The sequence below is a fragment of the Aeromonas sp. QDB11 genome (genome assembly GCF_027705265.1).
In the GTDB taxonomy this organism is placed as follows: Bacteria; Pseudomonadota; Gammaproteobacteria; order Enterobacterales; family Aeromonadaceae; genus Aeromonas; species Aeromonas allosaccharophila.
In genome coordinates, this window is sequence record NZ_JAPDBM010000180.1 from 1 (window position 1) to 1,151 (window position 1,151).

A 1,151-nucleotide genomic window follows, 5' to 3' on the forward strand; every position below is an offset into this window, starting at 1 on the left:
CCTTCCGGTACCCAGAAGGCGTTCACCTCACGGTAGTAGTCGCGATCTTCCAGCTCCTCGGCCAGCAGCTCATCGTCACAGTCGTAGAGGAAGTACTCGTCGCTCTCATCGGCAAAGCGGCGGGTCAGCTCGGCGCGACGGGCGGCGAAGGAGTCAGAGATGTACTTGAGGAAGATAAGGCCCAGCACGATGTGCTTGTACTCGGCGGCGTCCATGTCGGCACGCAGCTTGTCTGCGGCAGCCCACAGGGTCTTCTTCAGCCCCTCGATACCTGTCGCTTGCGGCGCATCCTTGGCCTGCTTGCCCTTGCCACTGGCCTTCGCTTTGCGTGGTGCAGCGACGGCGGCGTCGCCTTCCAACACCCGGAGTACAGCACCGCCCCGCCCGCGCCCCTTGCGCAGAACGCCCTGTTCCAGCAGGGCCTCGCGTGCGGCGGTAAAGTCCTCATCGGTCAGGTCGCTGAATTGGGCTTTCAAGGTTTCCATCAGGGCTTGGTTGCCGATACTGCTGCCATCTTCAGGAACGGCGGCCAGCAGCGCTTGGCTGAGCTCGTTGAGGTCGGTCATGGGGTTCTCCGGTTATGCGTATTGCCGTCATAACCCACCTGCGCGAAAGCCAAGGTGAGGATGCGGGCCAAGTCGTCAGACTGACGGAACGGCGCATGCCGAGCCTTGCGGGCGCAGCAGGGACCTATCCAGGGTGGTGGGTCAACAGAAGGCGATGCAGCCAAGGTGATGCATCGGCGAGAAAAAGTCCGGCCCGTCAGTCGTCTATCCATTATCTGGCGGGCAGTTTATACAAATGAACCCCGCAGCACTATGCGTAATGTCACGCGAAAGGTGATCACTGCGCATCGTTGTTATTGCAGAGATGAAATGGTCAACGTCTCACGTTAGCGGGCAAAAAAACAAAGGAAAGGCCATGAATTGGCCTTCCCCACGACCTATCCCATTAATCACGGATGAGTAGGTGCCAAAATGTAACCACAAGCGGATTGGTGGTCACGTCTTGCGCTTAGGATTGGCGTCCATGTTCGTCGCTGGGTAAATGACTAAGTAGACATAGCCGTGGCTGCCAAGGGTATCGGCTTCGCAGGTAAAGCCTCCATGCTGGATAGTGATACGTTGCTGGCGCTGGGCATCCAGTTCGCC

Annotated in this window: 2 protein-coding genes; both read right to left on the minus strand. The window is 58.7% G+C overall.

All coding sequences use genetic code 11. The features are described 5' to 3' along the window. A partial coding sequence (locus tag OKC40_RS22520) for a type I restriction-modification system subunit M N-terminal domain-containing protein (RefSeq protein WP_270797034.1) occupies positions 1-566 on the minus strand: 566 nt, incomplete at its 3' end. Between the two features lie 435 nt (positions 567-1,001). Continuing rightward, complete coding sequence (locus OKC40_RS22525; RefSeq protein WP_270797035.1) at positions 1,002-1,145, minus strand: type IV toxin-antitoxin system YeeU family antitoxin; 144 nt, start codon at positions 1,143-1,145, stop codon at positions 1,002-1,004. Positions 1,146-1,151: the final 6 nt, after the last annotated feature.